Annotated in this window: 12 protein-coding genes; 5 read left to right on the plus strand and 7 right to left on the minus strand. The window is 41.9% G+C overall.

The features are described from left to right. Window positions 1-74 precede the first annotated feature (74 nt). From accC to KSX81_RS05475, 3 genes are read left to right on the plus strand one after another with little or no spacing between them, the layout of a single operon-like run. Window positions 75-1,589: an acetyl-CoA carboxylase biotin carboxylase subunit gene (gene accC / locus KSX81_RS05465; RefSeq protein WP_008998722.1), complete on the plus strand. Its 1,515-nt coding sequence runs from the start codon at window positions 75-77 to the stop codon at window positions 1,587-1,589. 22 nt (window positions 1,590-1,611) lie between these two features. Then, complete coding sequence (locus KSX81_RS05470; RefSeq protein WP_004306894.1) at window positions 1,612-2,121, plus strand: acetyl-CoA carboxylase biotin carboxyl carrier protein subunit; 510 nt, start codon at window positions 1,612-1,614, stop codon at window positions 2,119-2,121. Between the two features lie 20 nt (window positions 2,122-2,141). Next, complete coding sequence (locus KSX81_RS05475; RefSeq protein WP_115484338.1) at window positions 2,142-3,677, plus strand: acyl-CoA carboxylase subunit beta; 1,536 nt, start codon at window positions 2,142-2,144, stop codon at window positions 3,675-3,677. Between the two features lie 609 nt (window positions 3,678-4,286). Here the strand turns inward: KSX81_RS05475 and KSX81_RS05480 are convergent. Beyond that, the gene (locus KSX81_RS05480; protein ID WP_008776359.1) at window positions 4,287-5,327 is read right to left on the minus strand and encodes an N-acetylmuramoyl-L-alanine amidase; all 1,041 of its coding nucleotides are present in this window, start codon (window positions 5,325-5,327) and stop codon (window positions 4,287-4,289) included. 129 nt (window positions 5,328-5,456) lie between these two features. On the opposite strand from KSX81_RS05480, the gene KSX81_RS05485 reads away from it, so the two are divergent. Both KSX81_RS05485 and KSX81_RS05490 read left to right on the plus strand, forming a co-directional pair. Next, a complete protein-coding gene (locus KSX81_RS05485) occupies window positions 5,457-6,737 on the plus strand; it encodes an O-acetylhomoserine aminocarboxypropyltransferase/cysteine synthase family protein (RefSeq protein WP_004306892.1) in 1,281 nt (426 codons plus the stop codon). Between the two features lie 168 nt (window positions 6,738-6,905). Further along, window positions 6,906-7,673 (plus strand): MBL fold metallo-hydrolase, encoded by a 768-nt coding sequence (locus KSX81_RS05490; protein WP_195355752.1) that lies wholly within the window; start codon window positions 6,906-6,908, stop codon window positions 7,671-7,673. 206 nt (window positions 7,674-7,879) lie between these two features. Here KSX81_RS05490 and KSX81_RS05495 read toward each other — a convergent pair whose 3' ends face one another. From KSX81_RS05495 to KSX81_RS05520, 6 genes are all read right to left on the minus strand, one after another. Beyond that, window positions 7,880-8,800, minus strand: coding sequence for a hypothetical protein (locus KSX81_RS05495; protein ID WP_217725615.1), 921 nt, complete (start codon window positions 8,798-8,800; stop codon window positions 7,880-7,882). A 340-nt stretch (window positions 8,801-9,140) separates the two neighbouring features. Continuing rightward, complete coding sequence (locus tag KSX81_RS05500; protein WP_128131536.1) at window positions 9,141-9,683, minus strand: DUF4369 domain-containing protein; 543 nt, start codon at window positions 9,681-9,683, stop codon at window positions 9,141-9,143. An 84-nt stretch (window positions 9,684-9,767) separates the two neighbouring features. After that, on the minus strand, window positions 9,768-10,634 hold the full coding sequence (locus tag KSX81_RS05505; RefSeq protein ID WP_049702173.1) for a BT1926 family outer membrane beta-barrel protein: 867 nt from the start codon (window positions 10,632-10,634) through the stop codon (window positions 9,768-9,770). A 26-nt stretch (window positions 10,635-10,660) separates the two neighbouring features. Then, window positions 10,661-13,237 (minus strand): hypothetical protein, encoded by a 2,577-nt coding sequence (locus KSX81_RS05510; RefSeq protein WP_217725614.1) that lies wholly within the window; start codon window positions 13,235-13,237, stop codon window positions 10,661-10,663. A gap of 403 nt (window positions 13,238-13,640) precedes the next feature. After that, window positions 13,641-14,579: a tyrosine-type recombinase/integrase gene (locus KSX81_RS05515; protein ID WP_217725613.1), complete on the minus strand. Its 939-nt coding sequence runs from the start codon at window positions 14,577-14,579 to the stop codon at window positions 13,641-13,643. Window positions 14,580-14,695: 116 nt separating this feature from the next. Further along, the gene (locus tag KSX81_RS05520) at window positions 14,696-15,322 is read right to left on the minus strand and encodes an HU family DNA-binding protein (RefSeq protein WP_004296814.1); all 627 of its coding nucleotides are present in this window, start codon (window positions 15,320-15,322) and stop codon (window positions 14,696-14,698) included. Between the last annotated feature and the right edge of the window lie 202 nt (window positions 15,323-15,524).

Raw genomic sequence — 15,524 nt, forward strand, 5'->3', positions numbered from 1 at the left:
ACTGTTTTTCGTCGGGTGGAGTATGTCCATTAGACGGGAAGACATTAATAAGTATGTACTTAATTGAAAAAAGTATGATAAAAAAAATCTTAGTAGCCAATCGCGGTGAAATTGCCGTAAGGGTGATGCGCTCCTGCCGGGAGATGGAGATAACGAGTATCGCTATCTTCTCCGAAGCAGATCGGACCGCGAAGCATGTGCTTTATGCAGACGAAGCTTATTGCGTAGGGCCGGCAGCATCCAAAGAGAGTTATCTGAATATAGAAAAAATCATCGAAGTGGCGAAAGCAGCTCATGCGGACGCCATCCATCCGGGTTACGGCTTCTTGTCCGAGAATGCTACCTTCGCCCGTCGATGTCAGGAAGAAGGAATCATCTTTATCGGACCTAATCCGGAAACAATGGAAGCCATGGGGGATAAAATTGCTGCCCGTATCAAAATGATCGAGGCGGGAGTACCCGTTGTTCCCGGCACACAAGACAATTTGAAAAGTGTGGAAGAAGCCATAGAGCTTTGCAATAAGATCGGATATCCGGTGATGCTGAAAGCTTCTATGGGCGGCGGTGGAAAGGGTATGCGCCTCATCCACAGTGCCGAGGAAGTGGAAGAAGCTTATACCACTGCCAAGAGCGAATCGTTGTCTTCTTTTGGCGACGACACGGTTTATCTGGAGAAGTTCGTTGAAGAGCCTCATCACATCGAGTTCCAGATTCTTGGTGACAAACATGGAAATGTCATTCATCTATGCGAACGCGAATGTTCCGTGCAACGCCGTAACCAGAAAATCGTAGAGGAGACTCCTTCGGTTTTCGTCACTCCCGCACTGCGGAAAGATATGGGTGAAAAGGCGGTAGCTGCGGCTAAAGCGGTGAACTACATCGGTGCGGGTACTATCGAATTTCTTGTTGACAAACACCGCAACTATTATTTCCTTGAGATGAACACCCGTTTACAGGTGGAGCATCCGATTACGGAAGAAGTGATTGGGGTAGATTTGGTGAAAGAGCAGATTAAAGTTGCCGACGGACAGGTGCTTCAGCTGAAACAAGAAAATATTCAGCAACGCGGACACGCTATTGAGTGTCGTATTTGTGCCGAAGATACAGAAATGAATTTTATGCCGAGTCCGGGTATCATCAAACAGATTACAGAGCCGAACAGTATCGGTGTACGTATCGACAGTTATGTGTACGAGGGATATGAAATTCCAATCTACTACGACCCGATGATCGGTAAACTGATTGTATGGGCTACCAACCGCGAATACGCTATCGAGCGGATGCGCCGCGTACTCCACGAATATAAGTTGACCGGTGTGAAAAACAACATCAGCTATCTGCGTGCCATCATGGACACTCCCGATTTCGTGGAAGGTCACTATGATACAGGATTCATCACCAAGAACGGCGAATATCTGCAACAACGCATCATGCGCACCAGCGAACATTCCGAAAATATTGCTTTGATTGCCGCCTATATGGACTACCTGATGAACCTCGAAGAGAACAACAGCGGTATGGCTACCGACAACCGTCCTATCAGCAAATGGAAAGAGTTCGGACTGCACAAGGGAGTGTTGAGAATCTAATTTTAACAAAGAGAATTCAATTATGGAAATTCATATAGGAAACCGTGTGGCCGAAGTAGAGTTGGTCAGCAAGGAAGATAACAAGGTGGTGCTTACCATTGATGGAAAACCGTTTGAAGCAGATGTAGTGATGGCGGAAAACGGCACTTGCAACATCTTGATGGACGGACGCAGTTCGAATGCACAGCTGATTCGCCGTGATAACGGGAAAAGCTATAAAGTGAATACGCATTATAGCAGTTTCAATGTAGAAATTGTGGACAGCCAGGCGAAATATTTGCGGATGCGCAAGAAAGGGGAAGAGGAACAGAATGATTGTATTATTTCTCCGATGCCGGGCAAGGTGGTGAAAATACCCGTTGTAGTCGGTCAGGAAATGAAAGCGGGAGATACTGCCATCGTTATCGAAGCAATGAAAATGCAGAGCAACTACAAAGTGACTTCGGATTGCCGCATTAAAGAAATTCTGGTTCAAGAAGGTGATAGCATAACCGGCGAACAGACATTAATAACATTAGAACCGATTGCATAATAATAAGAACGGATTGCATTATGGAAGAAATAAATAAAGCATACGCCACGTTCGAGGAACGTGACCGCATCGCTTCTCTTGGTGGAGGCGTTGATAAAATAGAGAAGCAACATGAAAGCGGTAAAATGACTGCCCGCGAACGTATCGAGATGTTACTCGATAAGGGTACTTTCGTTGAACTGGATAAGTTGATGGTTCACCGTTGTACGAACTACGGTATGGATAAGAACAAAATTTCGGGAGATGGTATCGTATCCGGTTACGGAAAGGTGGACGGTCGCCAGGTGTTTGTTTACGCTTATGACTTTACGGTATATGGCGGCTCACTGTCAGCTTCCAATGCTAAAAAGATTGTGAAAGTACAACAACTTGCATTGAAGAACGGTGCCCCGATTATCGCTTTGAATGATTCGGGCGGTGCACGTATCCAGGAAGGGATCGAGAGCCTTTCCGGTTATGCTGATATTTTCTATCAGAATACAATGGCCAGCGGTGTGATTCCACAGATTTCGGCAATCCTGGGTCCTTGCGCCGGAGGTGCCTGCTACTCTCCTGCCCTGACCGATTTCATCTTTATGGTGAAAGAAAAAAGTCACATGTTTGTGACTGGTCCGGATGTAGTAAAAGCTGTGATTCATGAGGAAGTAAGTAAAGAAGAGCTGGGTGGCGCAATGACACATAGTAGCAAGAGCGGTGTGACTCACTTTATGTGCAATACCGAAGAAGAATTGCTGATGAGCATCCGTGAACTGCTTTCTTTCTTACCACAGAATAATATGGATGAAGCTAAGAAAAAACCTTGCACTGACGAAACAAACCGCGAAGATACTTCTCTGGATACAATCGTTCCGGTAGACCCGAACGTACCGTATGACATGAAAGACATTATCGAACGTGTTATAGACAACGGCTATTTCTTCGAAGTGATGCCGAACTTTGCTAAGAATATTATCATTGGCTTTGCCCGTATGGCAGGTCGTTCGGTAGGTATCGTAGCGAATCAGCCAGCTTATCTTGCCGGTGTTCTCGATATTGATGCCAGCGACAAAGCAAGCCGTTTTATCCGTTTCTGCGATTGCTTCAATATTCCATTGATTACATTCGAAGATGTTCCGGGATTCCTTCCGGGATATACGCAGGAAAACAATGGTATCATCCGTCACGGTGCAAAAATAGTTTATGCATTTGCAGAAGCCACTGTTCCCAAACTGACAGTGATTACCCGCAAAGCTTACGGTGGTGCTTATATCGTAATGAACTCCAAGCAGACCGGAGCTGACGTGAACTTCGCTTACCCAAGTGCAGAAATTGCTGTGATGGGTGCGGACGGCGCCATCAATATCCTGTTCCGCAAAGCTGACGAAGCAACAAAGGCCAAGGAACTGGAAGCCTACAAAGAAAAGTTTGCCACTCCGTATCAGGCTGCCGAGCTGGGATATATTGACGAAATCATTTATCCGAGACAGACTCGCAAACGTCTGATTCAGGCACTGGAAATGACGGAAAACAAGATGCAGACAAACCCGCCCAAGAAGCATGGTAATATGCCTTTATAACAACTAGATAAGGTGCGCAAAAGCACCACTCATAAAACGAGCTTGCAAAGATTCTATGATATACTTTAGGAGATTTGTAAGCTCGTTTCTTATTTGTAAGCCTGCCGTTTCTTTATATGTGACAAAAAAAACGGCACCTCGATTCACATCGCAGCACCGTCACAACACAAACACAAAATAAAACACGACAAAACTACTATGCAATCTTCCTGTCATGCCGGGGAGGCATACCTTGCTTGACTTATCTATATTCGCATACACACAAGAAGCTTTATCAGGCGATTTGCACAATAAATAACATACATTTCCGGATTTTGTTCACAGGATTGATAAGATTTTATTCAATAATATGATAAGAAAATGAAATAGCACGCCCTTTAAGGAATTCAAGAGAAACGAAAAAACGGTACCCCGATTCACATCGCAGCACCGTCACAACACAAACACAAAATAAAACACGACAAAACTACTATGCAATCTTCCTGTTATGCCGGGGAGGCATATTCACTAGCCTATATATATTCGCATACCTACAAGTAGCCATCAGGCGATTTGCATATATAAAACATTCTGATTTTTATTTTGTTCACGAAAGGAGAAGTAAAAATATTATTTTTTCTCCTTATAGTCTTTCAGGAAGCCTTCCATCAGCCATTTGGCGAGTGCCTGACGATTGGAATTCATCACCAGCCGACGCTGATCGAACGTATTCTGGATATTACCCAACTCCACAAAGACGGAAGCGGGAGTGGTATGGGAAAGTACGTATAAGTTACGCCCGCTTACTGTGCCGGAAAAGCCCCGGTTGGGTTGATGCTTATCATATTTTGACTCAAACGTATCTTTCATATTATTTGCCAATCGTTTGCTTTCTCCCTTTTTATTCGAATAATAGAAAAAGACATCCGTTTGTTTTCCCTTACTACGGCTATCGATATGAATAAAAATTGCCCTGCAATAAGAGTAGTTCTTACGGTCTTTCCGATAAAGGGCGTTTATTTTATCGCAGCGTTGCTGTAAGCGTTGCACCTGATTCAAAGGAATTGGATCACCCATACAAGTCTCCCGTTTACTGTTTGACAGGTATGAATCATCACGGATACCATCTTTAGCATCTTGAATGATAATACGGACTTCGGCCCCTTCCTGCATCAGGTTACGTGCCAGACGAAGGGCAATATCATAAGCGTATTCATCTTCGTGCAGTTCGTATTTACCAACTTTCCCGATAGCACCCGGATCAGGACCTCCATGCCCGCTGACCACATAGAAGCAAGCACCGGCAAGACGGTTGGAAGTGACTTTCACATCAGCCAGTTGTTTTCCAAACAGAGGCTGATTGAGGGTAGTTCCTATTTTTGTTGATTTAGCTTTCGGAGATTGTTGCTTTGTCCCGGTATTTCCGGAAGGTGATTTCTTGATGGGAGGAATAACATACGTCACGCCCACTTTAAGCACATTGTTCTTTCCCAGTTTCTGTTTATTCAGCTCAATAAAGTCGTCGTAATACTTCTTCGGAGAGCGGTTGTGCCTTAATAGAAAAGAAGAGATACCTTCACCCGCCTTCGGGGTTGCCTTCTGCTGTGCCCAAAGAGTTGTGCCCGAAAAAAGAAAAGCTAAGAATAAAAGAATATAGAGTTTATTTTTCATAACTACATTAACTATCTCCTTCGCAAGAGTATCATTTCACTCATAAACAGGGCAAAAATACAATTATTTTCCCTACTTTTGCAGCATTAAAACATTTTTTGAAATAAAACATTAAAACCCGATAACATTATGGCAAAACAATTCAAACCGGAAACCCTGTGTGTACAGGCAGGATGGACGCCTAAAAAAGGCGAACCACGCGTATTGCCCATCTATCAAAGTACAACTTTCAAATACGATACCAGCGAGCAGATGGCCCGCCTGTTCGACCTGGAAGACAGTGGTTACTTTTATACCCGCCTGCAAAATCCAACGAATGACGCTGTTGCCGCCAAAATCGCTGCCCTTGAAGGTGGTGTAGCCGCTATGCTGACTTCCAGCGGCCAGGCTGCCAACTTCTATGCCATTTTTAATATCTGTCAGGCAGGAGATCACTTTGTTTGCTCTTCCGCTATTTACGGAGGTACGTTCAACCTGTTTGGCGTGACTATGAAGAAGCTAGGCATCGATGTGACTTTCGTTAATCCGGATGCCAGCGAAGAAGAAATTTCTGCAGCTTTCAAACCGAATACAAAAGCTTTATTCGGTGAAACGATTTCCAACCCTTCTCTTGAAGTACTGGATATTGAGAAATTTGCACGCATCGCACACAGTCACGGGGTTCCCTTGATTGTTGACAACACTTTCCCGACCCCGATCAACTGCCGCCCATTTGAATGGGGAGCTGACATCGTGGTTCATTCTACTACCAAATACATGGACGGACACGCTACAAGCGTAGGTGGCTGTATCGTAGACAGCGGTAATTTTGACTGGGATGCTCATGCTGAAAAATTCCCGGGACTTTGTACTCCGGACGAGTCATACCACGGACTGACTTATACCAAAGCATTCGGCAAAGGTGCTTATATCACCAAAGCAACTGCCCAACTGATGCGTGACCTCGGCAGCATCCAGAGTCCGCAAAACTCTTTCTTATTGAATCTGGGACTTGAGACACTGCACCTGCGTATGCCTCAACACTGCCGTAACGCACAGAAAGTGGCCGAATATCTTTCTAAAAATGAGAAAGTAGCTTGGGTAAACTATTGTGGTCTGCCGGACAACAAATATTACAGCCTGGCACAGAAATATATGCCGAACGGTTCTTGCGGAGTCATCTCCTTCGGTCTGAAAGGCGGACGTGATGTGTCTATCAAGTTTATGGACTCACTGGAATTCATCGCTATCGTTACTCACGTAGCTGATGCACGCAGTTGCGTGCTCCATCCGGCGAGCCATACTCACCGCCAGTTGACGGATGAGCAACTGATGGAAGCCGGTGTACGTCCGGACCTGATCCGCCTATCGGTAGGTATCGAAAATGCGGATGATATCATTGCTGATATCGAACAGGCTTTGAACGCATAACAATACCGTAAAGGTATCAAATACTAAGAGAAGGCACGGGAATGAAAGATCCCGTGCCTTCTTATTTACCACAAAAAGAAAGTTAATTTCGAAGAGAATCATTTCAAATGTGAACCGATAAATCCTCCCGGATGTTTATCTTTGCAGGGAACCAAATTCTGCAGAGATATGAAAAAGAATCTATTAGTAGCATTCGTATTATGCCTTTCTTACGGATTTTCTTATTCCCATTCGTTTGATAAACCAATTAATCAGACAGCAAAGATGTCAAACTTTGAAATGGATTCGTTTACCACCAAGAATGGTAAAAGCTTGAAGATCACTTTCTTCAAACATGCCAGCTTATTACTGGACTATGCAGGACAAAAAATATTCATTGATCCTGTTTCCGATTATGCCGACTATACACAACAGCCGAAAGCGGATTTCATTCTGATTACGCATGAACATGGCGACCATTTCGATACTAAAGCAATAGCAGTTATCGAAACAAACCAGACCAAAATTATAGCTAATCCTAACTGCCGGAAAAAGCTGAATAGAGGACAAGAGATGAAGAACGGTGATGTGCTTCAACTCGCCAAAGATATCAAACTGGAAGCCGTACCCACCTATAATACGACTCCCGGCAGGGATAAATTTCATCCCAAAGGACGTGACAACGGATATATTCTGACTTTAGGAGGAACTCGTATTTATATTGCCGGAGATACGGAGGATATTCCGGAACTAAACCAAGTGAAAGATATTGATATCGCTTTTCTGCCGGTTAACCAACCATATACCATGACACCGGAACAAGCGATACGGGCAGCCAAAATCATCAAGCCACGTGTTTTGTACCCTTATCATTACGGAGAAACAGATATCCATAAAGTAAAAGACGGATTGAAAAATGAGACAGGCACAGAAGTACGTATCCGGGCTTTGCAATAAGATATACGTAAATAATCAGAAAGTGGCTGAAAATATACTCACCTGAATATCCGAAAGGACCTTGAATAAAGTGCACTCCAAAAGTTAGATCTAAAACTTTTGGGGTGCACTTTAATATCTCAATAAGAATGATTTTCGCTTCAAGGGCTTTCCAAACATTCAGTCCCTTATAAAGAGCTTTTCCTTTTTTAATCAGTTACTTCCAATCACACAGCCTCGGCAGACAAACTGGAAATCACTGTATCCACCCAATATACAACTGTTCTATCCGCCGGCAAAACTCCTTCCAGATAAGGTGAATCGGATACCTCCTCCAACCATGCCGTAGTAATCGGTCCTCTTTCTCTTGTAGAACTTTGAGTTCCTAAATACGGACTAAAATTAAAAAACGTGTGTTGTTGCTCTACTTTATTTTTATCTATATATGTAAAGACAAAAGCCTTTTTCTGTTTTCCACCCAATGAAGCCCACTCTATCTGGTATGTTCCTTCAACAAGAATTTGCTCATCCTCTGTCTTATAAATGAATTTCCCTCCTGTTCCTTCTTCAGATAAATGATATACATCATCCGGCCGCAAAATACAGATATCTCCTTTATTTATAAAAGAATAAGGAGCCATTGCCACATTTACTTTTTCCTGCAACTCGCTTTCCGAATCCAATGACAACATATCTTCACTGGGTCTGGAAACCTGAAATTCAGGTTGGTCGACGCACATAAATGTCAATACGCCATAAGAAACAGTCACAGGCAGGGTGACATAATTACCATCCTTATCAGTAACGGTAACCGTTACTTTCCCTTTTTTACCATGCGAACTAAGCCATAATCGGTTGTCGATGACTGTTGCTGTCACAATTGTTTCATCGGAGCTTTGTGCAGAGTAGCCACCTTTTCCATTGGCTATCCCGATATTCTCCGCTTCCCATCCGTTAAGATACAAAACTGTAGAAGAAACAGTGTTTGTACAAGTTCCTGTTTCGTCAACCAGTTCGGAACCACTAAATAAGATAATCTCTGCATCATCTTGACAGGCTGATACACAAAAAGCCATAAAAGAAAGAAGAAAGAAGCCCAATAAAGTTTTTGTTTTCATATTTTCAGTGGTATGGTTAAATCCCGGCATATGCCATTGTTTTGCAAAGATATAAAGTATTTGTAAAAAACACTATCTTTGTATGAAAAGTTACCAATAGTACAGATCCACTAGATTCTTCCATACAGTGTAAGTTATATGAAATATACAACAGAAGGTCATTGAAAAGGACGTTCCCGGGGGAAAAAGGGAATGGGAAATACGGGAACGTCCTCAAAACATAACAATACAGAAATATGGACTTTCACAAGGGCGCATTTCTGTCTCTCTTATGCAACATTCCCTTCTATAAAAATATGGAGGAAATATCTGGAGAGGATATTATTATGTGGGAAATTTAGTTTATAGTCTTAAAAGCAATCTGATTGCATCAAAGTGATGAACGATAGGCAGTCCGAATATATTCTCCTACTGCATTGTCATCATTGATTTCTATGTATTTTTTCAATAAATCCGCAAATCCGGATTTTATCTGTTCCGTTTGCTTGTTCTCACAGGCTGTAGAATATTCATCAACAGCCATGAGAAAATCCTGCATTCGTTCATTCAGCATTGTTCCTCCTGTGCAAACCACATCGGAAATATAGGCTTGGATACTACCATTTTCTATGACAACAGGGAGGCGGTATTCCAGTCCCGATTTGTTGGCACGAATAGAAAGCACTTTTACTACGGGCGACACAATAGTCACCGTATCGGAAAAATCAAACTTTCCGTGGATTATTTCTACACTATCTACCGGCTGCCCGTTCGAAACATCTTTCATATAAACCATTTTTCCTTCGAATTCGGGCAAAGGTGCACTACCGTTAATCTCGTAACCTTTTATCTGATGCCCGGTGCAAGCCACTATCAGACATATTCCCGGAAGAAAAGATAAAAGTTTCACATATCTGTTCATTAAGCTCTTCATTCTTCTTTAAAAAAGAAAAGCCGTCCGCACTATCAGCTGAACGGCTTTCTCTTTTCATTCATACATTTGTATAATCATTCATCCTTAGAATCTGAATCCCAGTTTCACCACAGGCATTTCAAATATTTTGATATTGTGGTGACTGGCGTTATATTTATCAAATCCTTTCGGACAAATCTGTATCAAGTCATAGCGGTAAGCCAGAGGGTGCATTTCGAAACCGAAAACAAAACCTTTGGCAATGCTATACTCAATACCTGCTACGGCAGCTACTTTGAAACCGTACATCTGACCGGCTTTACTTCCGGAAACATAGACCTGTGACGGAAGTTCTTCCGAGTCGTCACTATCCTTGTAGGTGTCTCCGGTGTATGGTTCGGTCGTTTCAATGCGTGCCATCTGGAAGCCGAGTGCGCCTCCGAGATATGGATGAATACGTTCGTTGCGAGTCTTGAAATAGTAGTTGGAACCGACAGATACATACCAGTTGTTGGTCATCTGCGCATTGATATAACTTTGCGCAGGGATAATCATGTCAGGTACACTGTTGTCTCCTTCTACATAGTCTTTTTTAGGAGTGAGGCTGACGTTCATGCTGAACTGGAAATTTACATCCCAATTGTCAGACACGAAATACTTACCTTCAATTCCGGCTATATTGACCAGACTATTATTATTCAGACTCCCGATGTTCAGATAGCGGTTCAGATCGCCGGAGTTATCCTTCCCTCCATTGGGAAGTCCGACTACTCCTCCGTCATTGGAGAACTTAGGAAGCAGATAAGAGGTGTTCTCGTTAAAGAACTTTCCGCTACCAAGCAGGACTGAAACCTGCCACTGTCCTTTCTTCGGGGCAAACGACGCATCATCACTGCTGCTGTAATGCTGCGCCATTGAAGGCGCAGCTGTCATACAGGTCAGCAAAAGTAATGTGCATAGTTTTTTTATCATCTTGTTACTTTTACGTAGTTAGGGAATTATTTCAAGAAGATAGCAAGAAGTGCTTTCAATTGAGCGCTTGCAGCATCATAGTCTGCCTTGGCAGCATCATATTCAGCCTGTTTTACTTTGATCTTTTCCTGGATACTTGCCAATGATTCAGTAATATAATCTGTATCAGTATAAGTACCTGCCGCTAATTTCTCTATATTTCTCTTAGCTTTAGCAACATCGGCCTTAGCGGCAGTGACATTTGCCAAAGCAATCATATGTTCTTGCTTAACCAAATTTTTGATAGCCTCCAAAGAACCTAAATCACCATTAGTAAAGTTATTATTCAAATAAACAGTGATTTCCGTTTCAATCTTACCTTTGATAATTTCATTATTGCCGTATTCTTTTTGTACTGTTGCAATATTATCATTTACTTCTTTAAAGACTTTATCATAAGCAGCCTGGGCTTCGTCGTTAGCTTTCTTAGCTTTATCTACAGCATCCGCCAAAGCAGTATTTGCTTTATCTTGAGCAGCCTGTTCTACAGCTTTTTGAGCAGTAAATGCTTCTTTCAAAGCTTTGTAAGTTTCTACCTGATCAATTATGGCTTGTAGACTAGCCGTTTCTGCTGTTGCCCAAATCATCTTACCAAGAGAACCATAATTACCATTCTTCAAAGCGTCTACATGATTACCACCAGCCGCAGCTATTACTTCGTCCTTAGTTACCGGCAATCTTCTTGGATTATTAGCTGAATTGAAATTATCGCTAAATACAGCAGAAGAAGCAGATTTCCACTTTTCCAATGGAGTCTTTACATTAGAATCTTGCTCTACCTCCATTAATTTTCCAATATTTGCAGTAGATATTTCATTTGCAGTAGTAATGTCACCATCATTTCCCCAAACAATAATACCTAAGTCTATTCCAACAACCTTTTTAAAGTTATTAGCGTCTGCTATCAGCCAAGCAGAGATTTTTTTCGTCTCACTTCCTTTTGTCGCAGTTGCCTTAGTAACTTGTGCTTCTTTAGCCAATGCATCCTTATAGTATGCAACTAAAGCCATAGCTACAGCATCAATATTAGCTTCTTTTTTTCTATCTTCCGGTTTAAGTCCATTATATTTCTTTATTGCAGCATTAGCGGCTACCTCTGATTTCTCCAATTCTATTTTCAGACTTTCATCATAAGCTGCCATTGCATCTTCCCATGCTTTATAATCTTTAGCATAGTTCTCTTCAGCTTCTTTTTGTGTTGCAAGAGCTGTAGCCAATTGTGGTTTGGCCCATTCTATATTTTCCAAATCAACACCTTTAGTAGCCTTATCAATCAGCTTAACCCAACCATCAATCTGACTTTGTGCTTCAGTAATTTGTATACCTTTAGCATAGGCAAAAGTACCAGTAGAAGAATTATAACCAGCAACAGTTGTTCCACTAGGTATTACATCATTCAATCCTTTCTTTACACTTTCAGCCTCTACTTTCTTAGAATAAGCTGCAGCTGTTTTAGCTTTGTTCTTGTTAGAGTTCTGGTTATTTTTAGCAGTCTCCAACTTATTACTAGTAGCATCCAAGTCAGATATCAGTTTAGGATTAGCAACTTCCAACTTGCCTTTTTCAATATTATACTGTTGTTCCTTGACCTTTGCAGCAGCAATTTCTTCTTCCAGCTTCTTGACTTCTGCTTCCCAATCTGCAACAGTAGTATACTCATTATCCAAGATAGCTTTCAAGTTATCAGCATACTTCTGCGTCATTTCTAAAGCAAATTCTGCATTTTTCAATGCATTATCCAAAACCGCTTCTAAATTATTATCAGCTACTATATCAGAATAGTTAGCTAATTGCTCCTGAAGTTTTTTCAAGCTACCGGCTTTATAGCCATCCGCAGACTGGGTAGGATCTTCAGTAATAAGATAAACATAATACTTAGTCGTAGAAGAATTAGTCTCCGTGCTTTCATCCGGATTTGTAGTAGTAGTGGAATTCGCAACTTCCGATGACAGAATTCTTTTGATAACAGTTGTTGAATATCCATACATTGCCTTGTCCATTGCTTGTTTTGCATAGGCGACTTGCGCTTGTACACCATTCAAACGAGTTTGTTCTTCATCTGTCAACAAAACCTTGGAAGCTTCAATCTGTTCCATAGCTTGCTTGTAAGCTTCCTGTGCTTTAGCAGTGGCAGTTTCGGCAAGAAGCATTTTTTCCTTATACTGCTCAACAATCAATGCCTTTTCATTTTCCCACTTAGTTTTGTCAGCTTCCGCTTTTGCAATGGCAGCTTCCGCTTCTGCTTTTGCTTGTGCAGTAGCAGCTTCTTCCTTTTCAATCAGGAGTTGCTTCAACTGAATATCCAGTTCATGCAACTGCAAATCAATTTCTGCAGATTTATTCTGAAGTGCCAAACCTGCATTAACTAACTCTTGCTCTGCAACCTGTGCTTTTCTCAATTCAGCCTCTACAAGCTCAACTGCAGCTTGAGCTTTGATAAAATCAGACTTTGCTCCCCTAAGTTCTGCAATGCCTTCCGGTTCATCGGTATCAATACATCCCGTGAATGTCGCCGTCGTACCTGCCATGAGCAAGGTTGCGACTAAATACGTCCATTTTCTCATAAAAGTAAATTAAATGTTATACAATTAATAAATAAAAAATTTGTTTATACTAATTCATGATTTATTTCGCTTCACTCCCCCTCTTCCCGTTACTTTGTAGGTAACGGGAAAACCCTTGTGCCTGCTCTTTTAGAGTAGTCTATACTAGAAAATAATACGATATATGACGAATCTTCTTACCCCTGCTTATGAGAAAAAGTAGAGGGGCGGGAAATCTATTGCAAAATTTAGACGTAAACAAAGCTCTAAGACAAAGAATCCACGTGTTCTTCTGTGTTTATTCCTATTTTGAGTAGTTTATTAGAAAAAATGTACGATTTTGTTTGGATGTTTTAAGAAATATGCTCATATTTGCAGCGTCTTTTCTTCCCGTTACCTACAAAGTAACAGTACTATTAATCAATCACTTGCCACAAACATAGCTCTTCTTCAGCGAAGATAGAATCGTCACATTCGCTTCATCTATTTTCTTATTCTTAAAAGGTTTTAGATAAGTCTCTGTGACGATAATGGATGAATGTCCCATCGCCTCTGAAATAATGCCTGGATGTATCTCGCAATAATATGCCATTGTAGCCCAAGTATGCCGAGCCGTATATGAGCTTAAATCAGAAGTCAATGCAAGTACTTGTTTCAACAACAGAAGCTGATAGTTAAAATTACGCAAAGCTATCTGATATTCCCTGTAGGTAGCTTCGGTACTCTCTCCGCCAGTCAGTATGGGAAAAAGATAAGGAGAAGCAGAATCGGTGTTCATATACTTTTTTATTAGTTTCATAGTTTCCGGCAGAAGCGTCACAGTTAGAAGCCGCCCGGTTTTTCTACGACGATAAGTAAGCACATTCCCCACCATATCCTGCTTTTTAAGATAGGCAAGATCTACAAACGGCATACCACGAAGCATGAACATTAAGAAAAAGTACGCGCGCGTACGTTGTAATACTTCCCTTCCCTGATGAATTTGTTTGGGAAGCTCTTTCATCAATCGTTCCATATCCTCCTTTTCCAGTGCACGCTTTCTGTCAGCACGCGTTCCTGTATAAACATACCGGAAATGATGCGGTATATAAGATGCCATACGACGGTCAACCGCGCGGTTGTACACCGCCCTCAATGTACGCATATAGGTTGAAACCGTGTTCCAACTACAATCCTTTTCCCGCAAATACGTTTCAAAACTTTTAAGAAACTCCTGATTCACTTTCTTGAATGACAGATTCCTGCTCCCATTAAATGCGATGATAGCATTCATGCTACTCCTGTAAACATGAGCAGTTCCATAATTCCCACTTTTTCGAAGCCCTTCAGCTACTTCCTTCATAAATGAAATCAAATTCCCCATTTTTATTAATTTTAGTTATCACTCAAGCACATCCCTGAAGAAAAGCGCCCTCACCGCAATTCCCCCCAATGCTCTTAATTCAAAATCTCAAAGTATCATCATACAAATATGATGAATTATGTTTTCTTTATATACACCCGATGTGTTCCTCTGCCATCAATCCCGATACCGGAACCGGGCGTATACGCCCATTGGCGCAATTCATTGGTAGCCGCCGTGCGCAGCAGACCTGTCAGTTTCCGGTATTCGTAGACCGTCAGAAAAGGATGTTCCTCCAGATATCTAACAGCCAATGCTAGTCGTTGCTCCGGTGTATACTTCTGTGAAGAGCGTTGCGACTTCCACGGAGCTCTTTCCAGCAGACATCTTCCGTTGATACGCCTCACCATCTTCCTGTCTACACGAAAGTTCACGCTCCCCACCACAATGCTTCGTGCGTTACGATGGGTTTCACCCTCTCCGGTCTTTTCGCGTTCTTTATCTTTGCATAACGCCAACGAAGGAGAGAATGTTCCGATACCATCCAGCTTCACAGACTTGCCTTCTGCCATCTGATGTGCCATTTCAATACCGATCTGTGTAATTACGCCTTCCACATCTCCGACATTAAAGCCACTGCTGGATGCTATCTGACGTATTAAATCCTCGGTAGATACCTGATCTATCATTGCAAACCGAGGATAAAGTACCTGTTCGCCCGTTCCATGAATATCGGGCATTTCTTCCATTACGTACATTGCCATAATACTAAAGTTTATTTGAAATATTGATTATTAATAGAAAACTTACTCGCTATAGGTAGAAAACTTGTTCTCCCCTACAGGAAAAGTTGTTTTTCCTATAGGACAAACTAAAACCGCAAGTTCTGGTTTTATAACTGAAACTTCTGATTACATAATCAAAAGTTCCGGTTTTATAATCAGAACTTGCGGTTATAGTTTTCTT

Origin of the sequence: Bacteroides sp. MSK.18.37, assembly GCF_019129155.2 — a bacterium.
Taxonomy (GTDB): Bacteria; Bacteroidota; Bacteroidia; order Bacteroidales; family Bacteroidaceae; genus Bacteroides; species Bacteroides ovatus.

What these genes read in the sequence shown, in the direction of transcription:
- accC (WP_008998722.1), top strand. Translation starts at nt 75, where the DNA reads ATGATAAAAAAAATCTTAGTAGCCAATCGCGGTGAAATTGCCGTAAGG.
- KSX81_RS05470 (WP_004306894.1), top strand. Translation starts at nt 1,612, where the DNA reads ATGGAAATTCATATAGGAAACCGTGTGGCCGAAGTAGAGTTGGTCAGC.
- KSX81_RS05475 (WP_115484338.1), top strand. Translation starts at nt 2,142, where the DNA reads ATGGAAGAAATAAATAAAGCATACGCCACGTTCGAGGAACGTGACCGC.
- KSX81_RS05480 (WP_008776359.1), bottom strand. Translation starts at nt 5,327, where the DNA reads ATGAAAAATAAACTCTATATTCTTTTATTCTTAGCTTTTCTTTTTTCG.
- KSX81_RS05485 (WP_004306892.1), top strand. Translation starts at nt 5,457, where the DNA reads ATGGCAAAACAATTCAAACCGGAAACCCTGTGTGTACAGGCAGGATGG.
- KSX81_RS05490 (WP_195355752.1), top strand. Translation starts at nt 6,906, where the DNA reads ATGAAAAAGAATCTATTAGTAGCATTCGTATTATGCCTTTCTTACGGA.
- KSX81_RS05495 (WP_217725615.1), bottom strand. Translation starts at nt 8,800, where the DNA reads ATGCCGGGATTTAACCATACCACTGAAAATATGAAAACAAAAACTTTA.
- KSX81_RS05500 (WP_128131536.1), bottom strand. Translation starts at nt 9,683, where the DNA reads ATGAAGAGCTTAATGAACAGATATGTGAAACTTTTATCTTTTCTTCCG.
- KSX81_RS05505 (WP_049702173.1), bottom strand. Translation starts at nt 10,634, where the DNA reads ATGATAAAAAAACTATGCACATTACTTTTGCTGACCTGTATGACAGCT.
- KSX81_RS05510 (WP_217725614.1), bottom strand. Translation starts at nt 13,237, where the DNA reads ATGAGAAAATGGACGTATTTAGTCGCAACCTTGCTCATGGCAGGTACG.
- KSX81_RS05515 (WP_217725613.1), bottom strand. Translation starts at nt 14,579, where the DNA reads ATGGGGAATTTGATTTCATTTATGAAGGAAGTAGCTGAAGGGCTTCGA.
- KSX81_RS05520 (WP_004296814.1), bottom strand. Translation starts at nt 15,322, where the DNA reads ATGGCAATGTACGTAATGGAAGAAATGCCCGATATTCATGGAACGGGC.